This is a genomic window from Pseudomonas sp. Pseusp3, from assembly GCF_047304225.1.
Taxonomy (GTDB): Bacteria; Pseudomonadota; Gammaproteobacteria; order Pseudomonadales; family Pseudomonadaceae; genus Aquipseudomonas; species Aquipseudomonas fluorescens_CD.
In genome coordinates this window covers 37131-52546 of sequence record NZ_JBGLYV010000043.1, presented here as the reverse complement: position 1 = coordinate 52546, position 15416 = coordinate 37131, and the positions used below count along the sequence as shown (strand labels likewise).

The 15416-nt window shown below is 60.5% G+C and carries 13 protein-coding genes; 10 read left to right on the top strand and 3 right to left on the bottom strand.

Annotated features, from left to right (window positions below):
- The 3 genes from ACCD00_RS16345 to ACCD00_RS16335 all read left to right on the top strand — a co-directional run.
- On the top strand, positions 1–1111 hold a 1111-nt coding region (locus tag ACCD00_RS16345), incomplete at its 5' end, for an efflux transporter outer membrane subunit (RefSeq protein WP_413426057.1).
- A 15-nt stretch (positions 1112–1126) separates the two neighbouring features.
- Positions 1127–2329, top strand: a complete 1203-nt coding sequence (locus ACCD00_RS16340; RefSeq protein ID WP_413426055.1) for an HlyD family efflux transporter periplasmic adaptor subunit — start codon at positions 1127–1129, stop codon at positions 2327–2329.
- 146 nt (positions 2330–2475) lie between these two features.
- Positions 2476–4008 carry a DHA2 family efflux MFS transporter permease subunit gene (locus ACCD00_RS16335; protein ID WP_413426053.1) on the top strand — a complete coding sequence of 511 codons (1533 nt, stop codon included), beginning with the start codon at positions 2476–2478 and terminating at the stop codon, positions 4006–4008.
- A gap of 133 nt (positions 4009–4141) precedes the next feature.
- Here ACCD00_RS16335 and lpxH read toward each other — a convergent pair whose 3' ends face one another.
- Entirely contained in the window at positions 4142–4894 is a 753-nt protein-coding gene (lpxH, locus tag ACCD00_RS16330; protein WP_413426051.1) for a UDP-2,3-diacylglucosamine diphosphatase, read from the bottom strand.
- Entirely contained in the window at positions 4891–5394 is a 504-nt protein-coding gene (locus ACCD00_RS16325) for a peptidylprolyl isomerase (RefSeq protein ID WP_008020681.1), read from the bottom strand. The genes lpxH and ACCD00_RS16325 overlap by 4 nt, the downstream gene beginning before the upstream one ends.
- Positions 5395–5645: 251 nt before the next feature.
- On the opposite strand from ACCD00_RS16325, the gene ACCD00_RS16320 reads away from it, so the two are divergent.
- Both ACCD00_RS16320 and cysS read left to right on the top strand, forming a co-directional pair.
- On the top strand, positions 5646–7343 hold the full coding sequence (locus tag ACCD00_RS16320) for a glutamine--tRNA ligase/YqeY domain fusion protein (protein ID WP_413426049.1): 1698 nt from the start codon (positions 5646–5648) through the stop codon (positions 7341–7343).
- Positions 7344–7358: 15 nt separating this feature from the next.
- Positions 7359–8741 carry a cysteine--tRNA ligase gene (gene cysS, locus ACCD00_RS16315; RefSeq protein WP_322616746.1) on the top strand — a complete coding sequence of 461 codons (1383 nt, stop codon included), beginning with the start codon at positions 7359–7361 and terminating at the stop codon, positions 8739–8741.
- A 219-nt stretch (positions 8742–8960) separates the two neighbouring features.
- On the opposite strand, the gene ACCD00_RS16310 is transcribed toward cysS, so the two are convergent.
- Complete coding sequence (locus ACCD00_RS16310; protein ID WP_413426046.1) at positions 8961–10814, bottom strand: sigma-54-dependent Fis family transcriptional regulator; 1854 nt, start codon at positions 10812–10814, stop codon at positions 8961–8963.
- A gap of 381 nt (positions 10815–11195) precedes the next feature.
- On the opposite strand from ACCD00_RS16310, the gene ACCD00_RS16305 reads away from it, so the two are divergent.
- Genes ACCD00_RS16305 through ACCD00_RS16285 form a run of 5 tightly spaced genes read left to right on the top strand, consistent with a single transcriptional unit; the run spans position 11196 to position 15392 of the window.
- Positions 11196–12290 carry an ABC transporter ATP-binding protein gene (locus tag ACCD00_RS16305; RefSeq protein ID WP_413426044.1) on the top strand — a complete coding sequence of 365 codons (1095 nt, stop codon included), beginning with the start codon at positions 11196–11198 and terminating at the stop codon, positions 12288–12290.
- On the top strand, positions 12290–13426 hold the full coding sequence (locus ACCD00_RS16300; protein ID WP_413426042.1) for an ABC transporter ATP-binding protein: 1137 nt from the start codon (positions 12290–12292) through the stop codon (positions 13424–13426). The genes ACCD00_RS16305 and ACCD00_RS16300 overlap by 1 nt, the downstream gene beginning before the upstream one ends.
- The gene (locus ACCD00_RS16295) at positions 13423–14286 is read left to right on the top strand and encodes a carbohydrate ABC transporter permease (RefSeq protein WP_413426040.1); all 864 of its coding nucleotides are present in this window, start codon (positions 13423–13425) and stop codon (positions 14284–14286) included. Before ACCD00_RS16300 ends, ACCD00_RS16295 begins: the two co-directional genes overlap by 4 nt.
- A gap of 28 nt (positions 14287–14314) precedes the next feature.
- Positions 14315–15109 (top strand): carbohydrate ABC transporter permease, encoded by a 795-nt coding sequence (locus ACCD00_RS16290; protein WP_413426038.1) that lies wholly within the window; start codon positions 14315–14317, stop codon positions 15107–15109.
- Between the two features lie 10 nt (positions 15110–15119).
- Positions 15120–15392 (top strand): DUF2160 domain-containing protein, encoded by a 273-nt coding sequence (locus ACCD00_RS16285; protein ID WP_057399940.1) that lies wholly within the window; start codon positions 15120–15122, stop codon positions 15390–15392.
- The last annotated feature ends 24 nt before the right edge of the window (positions 15393–15416 follow it).

The window sequence follows — 15416 nt, the reverse complement described above, 5'->3', positions numbered from 1 at the left end:
GGCCCGGGACCAGGACCCGCGTGGGCAGGGTGACGCTTACGCCACCATTCGCAACATCAGCACCAGTTTCAATTACAACTTCGACCTGTGGGGCGGTCAGCGCGATGCCTGGGAAGCCGCCCTCGGCCAGGCCCGTGCTGCCGAAGTCGACCAGCAGGCTGCGCAACTGACGCTGGCCGCCGATGTCGCCAGGGCCTATAGCGATCTCGGTCAGGCGCACATCGTCTACGACCTGTCCAGCGAAGACCTCAAGCGCACCCGGCAAATGCTCGAGCTGAGCCAACGGCGCCTGACTGCCGGGATCGACAGCCAGTACCAGTTCCAGCAGACCGAAAGCCTGGAAGCCACCTCCCAGGCCAACCTGATCGACGCGCAAAAACGCCTGAACAGCGCGAAAATCGCTCTCGCGGTGCTGCTCGGCAAAGGCCCTGATCGCGGCAATGAGATTGCCCGACCCAACATTCTTCAGCCGAGCGCGGTAGCGCTACCTTCGGTACTGCCAGCCGAACTGCTCGGGCGTCGCCCGGACCTGGTGGCCGCGCGCTGGCGGGTCGAGGCGGCGAGTAAAAGCATCGACGCCGGCAAGACACGGTTCTATCCCAACTTGAACCTCAGCGCCGCCGCCGGTGCTGAATCCTTGTTGGGCGATGCGATGTTTGGTTCGGCCAGCCGCTTCTTCAACATTGCACCGACGATCTCGGTACCGATCTTCGACGGTGGCCGCTTGCGCGCCGACCTCGATTCGCGTGACGCCGATTACGACCTCGCCGTGGCGCAGTACAACAAAAGCCTGGTAAAGGCGCTGGGGGATGTCAGTGACAGCATCAACCAGTTGCGCGATATCGGCCGGCAAATCGCTGCTCAGCAGCACGCCACCGACATCGCCCAGGATTCCTACAACACCGTGGTCCAGCGTTACGGTTCCGGCATCGGCAACTACCTGGACGTGCTCAGCATCGAGCAGCAATTGCTCCAGGCCCAGCGTCAGCTGGCCAACCTGAATGCCGAGCAGATTGACCTGTCGATCCAACTGATGCAGGCGCTGGGCGGCGGTTTCCAGCCTGAGGCCATAGCCTCGGCCGATGCCACTCCAGCCACGCTGACCCACTAATTCAAGGTACTTGTCATGGCCACTGCCGATACAACTCAACCTCCGGAAAACACCCAAGGCAACCCCAACTCGGGCAAGCGCAAGTTCATGCTGTTGGTGCTGGCTGTTGCCGTCGTGCTCAGCGGCGCGGGCGTCTGGGCCTACCACGAGTTTTACGGGCGCTGGAGCGAAAGCACCGACGACGCCTATGTGAACGGCAACGTGGTGGAAATCACGCCGCTGGTCACCGGCACCGTGGTCAGCATCGGCGCCGATGACGGCGACCTGGTGCATGAAGGCCAGGTGCTGGTGAACTTCGACCCGAACGACGCCGAAATCGGCCTGGAAAATGCCCAGGCCAATCTGGCTCGTACCGTGCGTCAGGTGCGTGGCCTGTACAGCGATGTGGATGGCATGAAAGCCCAGGTCAATGCCCAGAAAGCCGAAGTGCAAAAGGCCCAGGACAACTTCAGCCGGCGCAAGAATCTCGCTGCCGGCGGGGCGATTTCCCAGGAAGAGCTGTCCCACGCCCGCGACGACCTGACCTCGGCGCAAAACGCCCTGGCCAACGCCGAGCAAAAGCTCAAGACGACCAGCGCGCTGGTCGATGACACCGTGGTTTCATCGCACCCGGACGTGATGGCCGCCGCTGCGCAACTGCGCCAGGCTTACCTGAACAACTCACGCAGCGTCCTGATTGCACCGGTCACCGGTTACGTGGCCAAGCGTTCTGTTCAACTGGGCCAACGCGTGCAACCGGGCACCGCGCTGATGGCGGTGATTCCGCTGGATCAGCTGTGGATCGACGCCAACTTCAAGGAAACCCAGCTGCGTGACATGCGCATCGGCCAGCCGGTCGAGATCGAAACCGACCTCTATGGCAGCGACGTCAAATACAGCGGCACCATCGACAGCCTCGGCGCCGGGACCGGCAGCGCCTTTGCCCTGCTGCCGGCGCAGAACGCCACCGGCAACTGGATCAAGATCGTGCAGCGCGTGCCGGTGCGGATCCACGTCAACGCCGAAGAGCTGGCCAGGCACCCGTTGCGGGTTGGTTTGTCGACCATGGTCGACGTGAACCTGCGCGACCAGAGCGGGCCGGTGTTGGCGCAACAGCCACCGCAGAAAGCTTCGTTCAGCACCAACGTCTACGACCGTCAGTTGGCCGAGGCCGACGCGATGATCACCCAGTTGATCCACGACAACAGCGCCGCGGTCAGCAAGACCGCGCAACGCTGATATGCCATTACATCGACCCTGTGGGAGCGGGCTTGCTCGCGAAGGCGGAGCGTCAGGCGACATCCATGTTGAATGTGCCGACCTCTTCGCGGGCAAGCCCGCTCCCACAGGGTTAGCTGCGCCCGTCTGGTTTCAAAGGATCCGCGATGAGCAATAACGCGTCTTTCACACCGCCCAGCCTGTTGCTCAGCACCATCGGCCTGTCGCTGGCGACCTTCATGCAAGTGCTCGACACCACCATCGCCAATGTGGCGTTGCCAACGATCTCCGGTAATCTGGGCGTGAGTTCGGAGCAGGGCACCTGGGTGATCACCTCGTTTGCGGTGAGCAACGCCATCGCCTTGCCGCTGACCGGTTGGCTCAGTCGTCGTTTTGGCGAGGTGAAGCTGTTTGTCTGGGCAACATTGCTGTTTGTGCTGGCCTCGTTTTTGTGCGGGATTTCCACGTCCATGCCCGAGCTGGTGGGCTTCCGGGTGCTGCAAGGGGTTGTAGCCGGGCCGCTGTACCCAATGACCCAGACCCTGCTGATCGCGGTTTACCCCCCAGCGAAACGGGGCATGGCCCTGGCGTTGCTGGCGATGGTCACGGTGGTCGCGCCGATTGCCGGGCCGATCCTCGGCGGCTGGATCACTGACAGTTACAGCTGGCCATGGATTTTCTTCATCAACGTGCCGATCGGACTGTTCGCGGCCTGGGTGGTGACGCAACAGATGAAAAAGCGCCCGGTGGTCACCAGCCGCCAACCGATGGATTACGTCGGGTTGATCGCGCTGATCATCGGCGTCGGGGCCCTGCAGATCGTGCTCGACAAGGGCAACGATGCCGACTGGTTCGAGTCCAGCTTCATCGTGATCGGTTCGGTGATTTCAGTGGTGGCCCTGGCGTTCTTCGTGATCTGGGAAATGACCGACGAGCATCCGGTGGTCAACCTGCGCCTGTTCGCCCATCGCAACTTCCGTTACGGCACCATCGTGCTGATTCTGGGGTATGCCGGGTTCTTCGGGATCAACCTGATCCTGCCGCAGTGGTTGCAGACGCGACTGGGCTACACCGCGACCTGGGCCGGATTCGCCGTGGCGCCGCTGGGGATCCTGCCGGTACTGTTGTCGCCGTTTGTCGGCAAGTACGCGCCGCGTTTCGACATGCGCGTGCTGGCAGGCGGGGCGTTCCTGGCCATCGGCCTGAGCTGCTTCATGCGCGCCGGGTTCACCAATGAAGTGGACTTCCAGCACATCGCGCTGGTGCAGTTGTTCATGGGGATCGGCGTGGCGCTGTTCTTCATGCCGACCCTGACCATCCTGCTGTCGGACCTGCCACCGAGCCAGATTGCCGACGGTTCCGGGCTGGCGACGTTTTTGCGGACCCTGGGCGGCAGTTTCGCGGCGTCGTTGACCACTTGGATCTGGATTCGCCGGGCCGATCAACACCATGCCTATCTGACCGAAAGCATCACCCCGTTCGATCCGGCGACCCGCGAAGCGCTGACCCAACTGGGCGGGGCAGGGGCCAAGGCTTACACGCAGCTGGAGCAGACGGTGATCAGCCAGGCGTACATCATGTCCACGGTGGATTACTTCACCTTGCTGGGCTGGATGTTCCTGGGGCTGATCCTGATTGTGTGGCTGGCCAAGCCGCCGTTTACCGCCAAGGCCGGGCCAGCGACTTCTGCGGGCCACTAAACACCACACAACCACTGTAGGAGCGAGCCTGCTCGCGATGGACTTCAGGGCAGCGCGATTAGTCAGGAAATACGCGTTACCGTTAACGTCCATCGCGAGCAGGCTCGCTCCTACAAGGTTTTGTGTTTGGCAGTCAGTTTGTAGGTGCGGCCAATTGCGGTGGCGGGGCGAAATCGAACGGCGCCAGGGCAAACCCTTGTTCGTCGACCTGCAACGCCCACCCCTGACGATCCCAATCCCCCAGCACAATGCGTCGGGCCGCCTGTTCGCCAAGCTGCAACTTGTGAATCGCGGGACGGTGGGTATGCCCGTGGATCAAGGTTTTCACCCCGAACTGCTGCATGATCCGCGGAATCTCTTCGGGCGTGACATCGACGATGTCATTGGCCTTCATCCGTGTTTGCGCACGGCTTTCACTGCGCAGCTTGCGCGCCAGTTTGTGCCGGGTGCGCAGCGGTAGATGCCGCAGGATGAACAGGGTGATCGGGTTGCGCAGGTAGCGCCGCAGCTTCATATAGCTTTCGTCGCGGGTGCAGAGGCTGTCGCCGTGCATCAGCAGCACCGGCTCGCCGTTGAGTTGCACGACACTCGGATCCTTCAACAATGTGCAGCCGGCTTCTTTGCAGAACGCCTTGCCGAGCATGAAGTCGCGATTGCCGTGCATCAGGAAAATGGCCGTGCCGCTGTCGCTGAGGTCGCGCAGGGCCTGGCAGATGGAACGCTGGAAGGGGGTCATGGCGTCGTCGCCAATCCACACCTCGAAGAAGTCGCCCAGAATGTACAACGCACTCGCCGAGCGGGCGCGTCCGGCGAGCAAATCCAGAAACGCCCGGGTGATGTCCGGGCGCTCCTCTTCCAGATGCAAGTCTGAAATCAGCAGTATCACTCAATGATCTCGGCTTTCTCGATGATCACGTCGTCTGCCGGTACGTCCTGGTGGCCGGCCTTGGAAGTGGTGGCCACGCCTTTGATCTTGTCGACAACGTCGGTGCCGGCGGTCACTTTACCGAATACCGCGTAGCCCCAGCCTTGAACGTTCTTGCCGCTGTGGTTCAGGAAGCTGTTGTCCGCCACGTTGATGAAGAACTGGGCGGAAGCCGAATGCGGCTCCATGGTGCGGGCCATGGCGATGGTGTATTTGTCGTTGGAAAGACCGTTGTCAGCTTCGTTCTGGATGCTTGGACGCTTGTCTTTCTTTTCTTTCATGCCTGGCTCGAAACCGCCGCCCTGGATCATGAAGTTACCGATGACACGGTGGAAAACAGTGTTTTCGTAGTGACCGGCTTTAACGTACTCGACGAAGTTGGCCACGGTGATCGGGGCTTTTTCGGCGTTCAGTTCGAGGACGATGTCGCCGAAGTTGGTAGTCAGTTTGACTTGGGTCATGATCGTTACTCACTTGAGGAATTCGTGGTTTTGGGACATTCGATCCCGCAACCGGTTCAGCCTGTCTCGGCCAAGGTGCGCAGTTTAGCGTGACAGGCACGAATTTCGAGGCTGTTTTTTCATTTACGGCCTATTAAATGCGACGGTTTACAGAGCGCGCTCTGTCAGGGCCTTGACAGCATCGGCTATGATAGCGGCTTTGTTTTGTCCGGCCTTCATTACGGCCATGCACCTGTACGTTCAAGGATCCTATGAGCAAGCCCACTGTCGACCCTACCTCGAATGCCAAGACCGGCCCTGCCGTGCCGGTCAACTTCCTGCGGCCGATCATCCAGGCAGACCTGGACTCGGGCAAGCACACGCAAATCGTCACCCGTTTCCCGCCTGAACCCAACGGCTACCTGCACATCGGTCACGCCAAGTCGATCTGTGTGAACTTCGGTCTCGCCCAGGAGTTCGGCGGCGTCACGCACCTGCGTTTCGACGACACCAACCCGGCCAAGGAAGACCAGGAATACATCGACGCGATCGAAAGCGACGTCAAATGGCTGGGCTTCGAGTGGTCCGGTGAAGTGCGCTACGCCTCGCAGTATTTCGACCAGCTGCACGACTGGGCCGTCGAACTGATCAAGTCCGGCAAGGCCTACGTCGATGACCTGACCCCTGAACAGGCCAGGGAATACCGTGGCACCCTGACTGAACCTGGCAAGAACAGCCCGTTCCGCGACCGTTCGGTGGAAGAGAACCTGGACCTGTTCGCCCGCATGAAGGCCGGCGAGTTCAAGGACGGCGCACGCGTGCTGCGGGCCAAGATCGACATGGCCTCGCCGAACATGAACCTGCGCGACCCGATCATGTATCGCATCCGCCACGCTCACCACCACCAGACCGGCGACAAGTGGTGCATCTACCCGAACTACGACTTCACCCACGGTCAGTCGGACGCCATCGAAGGCATCACTCACTCGATCTGCACCCTGGAGTTCGAAAGCCACCGTCCGCTGTACGAGTGGTTCCTCGACAACCTGCCGGTACCGGCCAACCCGCGCCAGTACGAGTTCAGCCGCCTGAACCTGAACTACACCATCACCAGCAAGCGCAAGCTCAAGCAGCTGGTCGATGAAAAGCACGTCAACGGCTGGGACGACCCGCGCATGTCCACGCTGTCGGGTTTCCGCCGCCGTGGCTACACGCCGAAATCGATCCGCAACTTCTGCGAAATGATCGGCACCAACCGTTCCGACGGCGTGGTCGACTTCGGCATGCTCGAATTCAGCATCCGCGACGACCTCGACCACAGCGCCCCGCGTGCCATGTGCGTGCTGCGTCCGCTGAAAGTCGTGATCACCAACTACCCGGAAGGCCAGGTCGAGAACCTCGAGCTGCCGTGCCACCCGAAAGAAGACATGGGCGTGCGCGCGTTGCCATTCGCCCGTGAAATCTACATCGACCGTGAAGACTTCATGGAAGAGCCGCCGAAGGGCTACAAGCGCCTGGAACCGGCCGGTGAAGTGCGTCTGCGTGGCAGCTACGTGATCCGTGCCGACGAAGCGATCAAGGACGCCGATGGCAACATCGTCGAACTGCGCTGCTCGTACGATCCGGACACCCTGGGCAAGAACCCGGAAGGCCGCAAGGTCAAAGGCGTGATCCACTGGGTGCCGGCCGCTGCCAGCGTCGAGTGCGAAGTGCGTCTGTACGATCGTCTGTTCCGTTCTGCGAACCCGGAGAAGGCCGAAGACAGCGCCAGTTTCCTGGACAACATCAACCCTGACTCGCTGCAGGTACTCACCGGTTGTCGTGCCGAGCCTTCGCTGGGCAACGCACAGCCGGAAGACCGTTTCCAGTTCGAGCGCGAAGGTTACTTCGTAGCCGATCTCAAGGACTCGAAACCAGGTCAGCCGGTATTCAACCGTACCGTGACCCTGCGTGATTCGTGGGGCCAGTGATTCAAGGAAGTTAACGTGCTTACGATTTACAACACGCTCACCAAGAGCAAAGAAGTCTTCAAGCCGCTCGATGGCAACAAGGTGCGCATGTACGTGTGCGGCATGACCGTGTACGACTACTGCCACCTGGGCCACGGCCGCAGCATGGTCGCCTTCGACCTGGTGACGCGCTGGCTGCGCTTTAGCGGCTACGATCTGACTTATGTACGCAATATCACCGACATTGACGACAAGATCATCAATCGGGCCAACGAGAACGGCGAGTCGTTCGAAGCCTTGACCGAGCGCATGATCGCGGCGATGCACGAAGATGAAGCGCGCCTGAACATCAAGAAGCCGGACATGGAGCCGCGTGCCACGGACCACATCCCGGGCATGCACGCGATGATCCAGACCCTGATCGACAAGGGTTACGCCTACGCCCCGGGCAATGGCGACGTGTACTACCGCGTCGGCAAGTTCATGGGCTACGGCAAGCTGTCGCGCAAGAAGATCGAAGACCTGCGCATCGGCGCCCGCATCGAAGTCGACGAGTCGAAACAGGACCCGCTGGACTTCGTGCTGTGGAAAGCCGCCAAGCCGGGCGAGCCGAGCTGGGAATCGCCGTGGGGCGCCGGACGTCCGGGCTGGCACATCGAGTGCTCGGTGATGTCGACCTGCTGCCTGGGCGAGACTTTCGACATTCATGGCGGCGGCAGCGACCTTGAGTTCCCGCACCACGAAAACGAAATCGCCCAGAGCGAAGCGGCCACCGGCAAGACCTACGCCAACGCGTGGATGCATTGCGGCATGATCCGTATCAATGGCGAGAAGATGTCCAAGTCCTTGAACAACTTCTTCACCATCCGCGACGTGCTCGACAAGTACCACCCGGAAGTCGTGCGTTACCTGCTGGTGTCGAGCCACTATCGCAGCGCCATCAACTACTCGGAAGACAACCTCAAGGACGCCAAGGGTGCCCTGGAGCGTTTCTACCACGCGTTGAAAGGCCTGCCGAACGTGGCTCCGGCTGGCGGCGAAGCCTTCGTCGAGCGCTTCACCCAGGTGATGAACGACGACTTCGGTACGCCGGAAGCCTGCGCGGTGCTGTTCGAGATGGTCCGCGAGATCAACCGCCTGCGCGAGAGCGATCTGAACGCAGCGGCCGGTCTGGCAGCCCGTTTGAAAGAACTGGCCAGCGTGCTGGGTGTGTTGCAGCTGGAAGCCGATGACTTCCTGCAGGCCGGTGCCGAAGGGCGGGTGGATGCCGCGCAAGTCGAGGCGCTGATTGCAGCGCGTCTGGCGGCACGTGCCGGCAAGGACTGGGCCGAATCCGACCGCATCCGCGACCAGCTCACCGCCATGGGTGTGGTGCTGGAAGACGGCAAGGGCGGCACGACCTGGCGTCTGGCTGACTGACAGCTGTAGTGCTTGAAAACAAAACCCGCCTTGTGCGGGTTTTTGTTTTTGGGAATGGCGGAAAATGCTGTTCCAGCAGTGCTGACGCCTTCGCGAGCAAGCCCGCTCCCACATTGGATTTGTGTCGTACTGAAAACTCAGACACACCACAGATCAAATGTGGGAGCGGGCTTGCTCGCGAATGGCCTCAAACCGAACATCGCCAGTGCCGATCACTCGTCATTCCACCTGGCGCAGTCGCTTGTAAAGGGTATTACGGCTTACTCCGAGCCTGCGCGCCAAATGGGAAATATTCCCCCCAACCGCCTGTAACTGCCGGTTCAACTCCTCGGCATCATCAAGATCAACCGCCAGCGGCTCCTGCGTCTCCACGGGCTCCATCTCCAGATCGACAAAAAAGTCATCCGGCAAATGCTCCGGCCGCACCGGTTGTTCCTCGGCCATGGCCAGCGCCACCTGAATCACGCTGCTGACCTGACGCAGGTTGCCCGGCCACGGATGTCGGTCGAACAACTCCAGCACCTCACGGCTCAAACCGGCCCACTGACTCGGCTCTCGATGCTGCTCCCAAAGACGTTTGAACAGCGCCTGCTTGTCGCTGCGCAAGCGCAGCGGTGGCAACTCCAGGGTCAATCCGCCGATACGGTAGTACAAATCCTCGCGGAAACGTCCCAGTTGCACCTGTTCGCGCAGTGAACGGTTGGTGGCGGAGATAATCCGCAGGTCCACCGGGAACAACTCGCTGCTGCCCACCGGCTGCACACAACGCTCCTGCAACACGCGCAGCAGACGGGCCTGGGTCGGCAGCGGCATGTCGCCGATTTCGTCGAGGAACAGTGTGCCTTTGTCGGCCTTGCGGATCAGCCCGATACTGCCTTTCTGGTTGGCCCCAGTGAACGCGCCTTTCTCGTAGCCGAACAACTCGGATTCCACCAGTTCGGCGGGAATCGCTGCGCAGTTGACCGCGATGAACGCTTGTTTGCTGCGCGAGCTGGCCTGGTGCAGGGCTTTGACGAACACTTCCTTGCCGACCCCGGTTTCGCCGTGGATCAACAACGGGATGTCTTTTTCCAGCAGGCGTTCGGCCTGGCGCACGGCTTTTTCAACGCGGCTGTCGCCGAAGTGCAGGGTGTTGAGGCTGATCACCGCCGGTGTCGGGATTGCCACGGCAGGTTCGGCGCTCTTGTTTTCAGAAAATAGCCGCGGCTGGATCGGAACCTGCTTCGGCCGTTTCAGCAGGCACTGGAAGCGATTGCGTCCCGAGGCTTGCAGGGAGAAGGGCAGGCCTTCGGGTTGATTCAACAATTCCAGCAACGAGACCTTGAACAGGCTCTCGACACTGACCCGCGACAGGCTGATGCCCAGCAGATTGTCGGCCCGGCGGTTGGCCGACAGCACCTGACCGGTTTCATCGAAAATCAGCAGGCCGGCCCATTGGCTGTCGAGGTTGTTCAGGCCGGTATTGAAGGTCAGTTGGAAATGTTGGCCATGGAACAGGTTGAGGATCAGCCGGTTTTCCACGGTCTGGCTCATCATCTTGACCATGCCCAAGGTGTGGGATGGCGGCAGATAGCTGTCACTGGACACGTCCAGCACCGCGATCACCTTACGCTCGGCATCGAAAATCGGCGCGGCGGAACCGGTCATGAAGCGGTTGGCCTTGAGGAAATGTTCGTCGTGCTCAATGTGCACGGCTTGTTCACAGGCCAGGGCGGTGCCAATGGCATTGGTCCCGGTGCAGCGTTCCATCCAGCTGGCGCCGGCGCTGAAACCCCGGGCCAGTTTGGGTTCGATGAAGCGCTGTGTTCCCCATGACGTGAGCACTTGGCCCTGATGGTCGGCGAGCATGATCAGGCAATTGGAATTGCTCAGGATGTTCTCGTAGTAGGGCAGCACTTCCTGATGGGTGGTTTGCACCAGTGAATGCTGGCTCTCCAGCAGTTGCGCGATGCCCTCGGCCGGCAACTGGTCGAAGGCCGGCGTGCTCTGATGGTCGAGGCCGAATGCGCGACAGCGGGACCAGGAGTCCTGGATGATGGCGTCGTGGGATAACGCGGGGGCAGGTACGGCCATTCAAGTCAGCCTCTGGTTAACGCTTTTATTGTTGTTATGGATATATCAACGACATACAACTCTGTAGGAGCGAGCATGCTCGCGATGGACGCTAACGATGACGCGGGCTGCCTGAAGGAACGAGGCGACCTCACCTCCATCGCGAGCTCGCTCCTACAAGGGCCGGAAAACGGTCTGTAGAGTGTTGTTCACTAATGTTCATTGTCAACCGTTGAAGTGTTCAGTTGTTCAGTCGCGGTTGTTCATTTGTGTTCAGCAACGAACGTGACTCCGTAGTCATTTTCAAGAATTTCAAACTGAATCAATCGTTTGCATTTTCTGGCACAAATGTCGCTATACAGCTCCGGTCGCTTGATTCCAAAAATAAAAAAAGGCCGAGCCATGTCATTAACCCTGGAGCATGTCAGCCGCACCGTCGAGGGCCAGACCTGGATCGACGATGCCAACCTGAGTTTCGAACCCGGTTCCTTCAACGTTTTGCTCGGGCGCACGCTGTCCGGCAAAACCAGCCTGATGCGCTTGATGGCCGGGCTGGACAAGCCCGACAGCGGTCGCATCCTGATGAATGGCGTCGACGTCACCCAACGCCCGGTGCGCTTGCGCAACGTGTCGATGGTTTATCAGCAGTTCATCAATTACCCGACCATGACCGTCTTCGAGAACATCGCCTCGCCGCTGCGCCAGGCCGGCGTATCCAACGAGCTGATCCAGAGCAAGGTGCTGGAAACCGCGAAGATGTTGCGCATCGAGAAATTCCTCCAGCGCCATCCCCTCGAACTCTCCGGCGGCCAGCAGCAACGCACGGCCATGGCCCGGGCGCTGGTCAAGGATGCCGAGCTGATCCTGTTCGACGAGCCGCTGGTCAACCTCGACTACAAGTTGCGCGAAGAGCTGCGTCAGGAAATGCGCGAGTTGTTCAAGGCGCACCATACCATCGCGATCTACGCCACCACCGAACCCAACGAAGCCCTGGCCCTGGGGGGCACCACGACCATTCTTCACGAAGGCCGGGTGATCCAGAGTGGCCAGTCTTCCTCGGTCTATCACCAACCGCAATCGGTGCTGGCGGCGGAGCTGTTCTCTGAGCCGCCGATCAACCTGATGCCGGGACGCATTGTCGGCAACGAAGTGAGTTTCGCCAACTTCGTGCACTTTCCGTTGAACGTCGACTTGCGTCCGGTGGGCGAGGGCGAGTTTCGCTTCGGCGTGCGGCCCAGCCATATCTCGCTGGTGCCGAGCAACGACGATGACCTCGAACTGGCGGTGACCGTCGAGGTGGCCGAGATCAGCGGTTCGGAAACCTTCCTGCACGTGCGCAACGAGCATTTCCTGCTGGTGCTGCACTTGCCCGGTGTCCACGAATACGACGTCGATGCGCCAATCCGCATCTACATCCCGACCCATAAACTGTTTGTGTTCGATACGCAGGGGCGGCTGGTACAGGCGCCGGGCCGGCGTGTCGCGAGGGTTGCCTGATGGCCGAAATCCGTTTGCAGAACCTCGCCCACAGCTACACCAGGACCCCGGTGGGACCTGAGGACTACGCGATCCGCGAGATGGACCACATTTGGGAGCAGGGTGGCGCCTACGCGTTGCTCGGTCCATCGGGCTGTGGCAAGTCGACCTTGCTCAACATCATTTCCGGGCTGCTCAGCCCGTCCCAGGGCCATGTGCTGTTCGACGGCAAAGCGGTCAACAACCTGACCCCGGAGAAGCGCAACATTGCCCAGGTTTTCCAGTTCCCGGTGGTCTACGACACCATGACGGTGTTCGACAACCTGGCCTTCCCCTTGCGTAACCAGGGCATGGCCGAAGCGAAAATTCACACCAAGGTGCAGGAAATTGCCGAAGTCCTCGACCTTCAGAATCTGCTGAGCAAAAAGGCTCGCAACCTCACCGCCGACGAAAAACAGAAAGTCTCCATGGGCCGTGGGCTGGTGCGCGATGACGTGTCGGCGATCCTGTTCGACGAGCCACTGACGGTGATCGACCCGCACCTGAAGTGGAAACTGCGGCGCAAGCTCAAGCAGATCCACGAGCAGTTCAACATCACCATGGTCTACGTCACTCACGATCAACTGGAGGCCTCGACCTTCGCCGACAAGATCGCGGTGATGTACGGCGGGCAGATCGTGCAGTTCGGCACGCCAAGGGAGTTGTTCGAGCGGCCGAGCCATACCTTTGTCGGCTACTTCATTGGCAGCCCGGGGATGAACCTGATCGAGGTGCAGCCGCAGCCGGGTGGCGTCGGGTTCGCCTCGACTCACCTGCCGCTGTCCGCGGCCATGCAACAGCGCATCGCCGAATCCGAATGGAAAACCCTGAAAGTCGGCATTCGTCCGGAGTTCGTCCATGTGTGGGACGAAGCCTTTGATGACGCGCTGCGGGCACAGGTCGTACACGTCGAAGACCTGGGCACCTACAAGATCATGACCCTCAACCTCGATGGCGTGCCGCTGAAGGTGCGCCTGGCCGAAGACAAAGCAGTGCCGCAAGGCACGGCCTTCATCAGTTTTCCGGCGCAATGGCTGATGGTCTACGCCGACGAATTTCTCCTGGAAACCCAAAGCATTAATGAAGCGTCTGCCAACAAAAAAGAGGCACAGCCATGAACAAGGTGCAGAACAACAAGGCCTGGTGGCTGGTGCTGCCGGTGTTCCTGCTGGTGGCATTCAGTGCGGTGATCCCGATGATGACCGTGGTCAACTATTCGGTGCAGGACATTTTCGACCAGTCCAGCCGCTATTTCGTCGGCGCCGACTGGTACAAGCAGGTACTGCTCGACCCGAGGCTGCATGACTCGCTGCTGCGTCAGTTCATCTATTCCGCCTGTGTGCTGCTGATCGAAATCCCTTTGGGCATCGCCATAGCCCTGACCATGCCGACCAAGGGCCGCTGGTCTTCGGTGGTGTTGATCGTGCTGGCGATCCCGTTGCTGATCCCGTGGAACGTGGTCGGCACCATCTGGCAGATCTTCGGCCGCGCCGATATCGGCCTGCTCGGTTCGAGCCTCAATGCCATGGGCATCAGCTACAACTATGCGGCGAGCACCATGGACGCCTGGGTCACCGTGCTGGTGATGGACGTCTGGCACTGGACTTCGTTAGTGGCGCTGTTGTGCTTCTCCGGGTTGCGGGCGATTCCGGATGTGTATTACCAGGCGGCGCGGATCGACCGTGCCTCGGCCTGGGCGGTGTTCCGGCATATCCAGTTGCCCAAGCTCAAGAGCGTACTGCTGATCGCCGTGATGCTGCGGTTCATGGACAGTTTCATGATCTACACCGAGCCGTTCGTACTCACCGGCGGCGGTCCGGGCAATGCCACGACCTTCCTCAGCCAGACCCTGACCCAGATGGCCGTAGGGCAATTCGACCTGGGGCCGGCAGCGGCATTCTCGCTGGTGTACTTCCTGATCATCCTGTTGGTGTCCTGGCTGTTCTACACCGCCATGACTCACTCTGACGCCAGCTGAGGCCCGCCATGAGCAAGAGGCTACCCCTATGAAGAAAGTGATTCCCCTGCTGCTCTACATCCTGTTCCTGCTGGTTCCCATCTACTGGCTGCTGAACATGTCGTTCAAGAGTAACACCGAAATCCTCGGCGGCCTGACGCTGTTTCCGCAGGATTTCACCTTCCACAACTACAAGGTGATCTTCACCGACCCGAGCTGGTACACCGGCTACCTCAACTCGCTGTACTACGTGAGCCTGAACACGATCATTTCCCTGAGCGTGGCACTGCCGGCGGCCTATGCGTTCTCGCGCTATCGCTTCCTCGGCGACAAACACCTGTTCTTCTGGCTGCTGACCAACCGCATGGCGCCACCGGCGGTGTTCCTGTTGCCGTTCTTCCAGCTGTATTCATCGATCGGGTTGTTCGACACCCACATCGCCGTGGCCTTGGCCCACTGCCTGTTCAACGTGCCGCTGGCGGTGTGGATCCTCGAAGGCTTCATGTCCGGCGTGCCCAAGGAAATCGACGAGACCGCCTACATCGATGGCTACAGCTTTCCCAAGTTCTTCGTGAAGATTTTCATCCCGCTGATCGGCTCCGGCATCGGCGTCACGGCGTTCTTCTGCTTCATGTTTTCCTGGGTCGAACTGCTGTTGGCGCGCACCCTGACGTCGGTGAACGCCAAACCGATCGCAGCGGTGATGACCCGCACTGTCTCGGCATCCGGTATCGACTGGGGCGTGCTGGCGGCGGCGGGGGTGTTGACCATCCTGCCGGGCATGCTGGTGATCTGGTTTGTTCGCAACCACGTGGCCAAGGGCTTTGCCCTGGGCCGGGTATGAGGAACTGATGATGGAATGGATGAGTTGGACCGTCCCCACGACGGCGTTCTTCGGCGTCATTGCCTTGATCCTGGTGGGCATGACCACCTGGGAGTTGCGTTCGCCGAGCGTGCTTCGGCGAGGTTTCCTGCCGATTGCCACCACCCGTGGCGATCGGTTGTTTATCGGTCTTCTCGGCAGCGCCTACCTGCATTTGCTGGTAATCGGCGTCACCGACTGGAGCATCTGGGTCGCTTTCGCGTTGTCCCTGGTGTGGCTGTTGGCTGTGATGCGTTGGGGCTAGTCGAGTCGCTCGGCAATGTTGCTC